Source organism: Vibrio sp. 03_296 (genome assembly GCF_002265885.1).
Map to the genome: position 1 here is coordinate 1 of NZ_NPKW01001071.1, position 428 is coordinate 428.

Annotated in this window: 1 pseudogene; it reads left to right on the forward strand. The window is 48.5% G+C overall.

What is annotated here, in order from left to right:
- A pseudogene (locus CIK04_RS35000) lies at window positions 1–189 on the forward strand (lipolytic enzyme); the annotation flags it as partial.
- Between the last annotated feature and the right edge of the window lie 239 nt (window positions 190–428).

The window sequence follows — 428 nt, forward strand, 5'->3', positions numbered from 1 at the left end:
GGCAGCCACTTTGCCCTCACCATGCAAGGGAATGGCGACTATTTTGATGTATTGGTTGACGGTAAGCTGAGCAAAACACTGATGACGCAACCCAATGGCGTGACGGAAACCTTCGAGATCTTTGCATCGGAAAGCGCACAACATGTGTTGCTCGAAGTGGTTAAACGAACTGAAAATACGCCAGCATGAGCCGTTTTCTCTTCGGTTGAACACAACGGTTCACTAGACGGAGTGTGGGGACACAAGCCGCATATTCTCTTTATTGGAGATTCCATCAGCGCTGGCTTTGGCAGTGAATCAGAAAAAGGGAATGTACATGGGAAGAAGTCTACGCCACCTCCAATGCGCGTTTGGCTTTTCCTTACCAARCGGGCCAGCAGCTCAACAACAACCATTACTCAAGTGTCTTTCTCTGGGTTAGGGTTAAT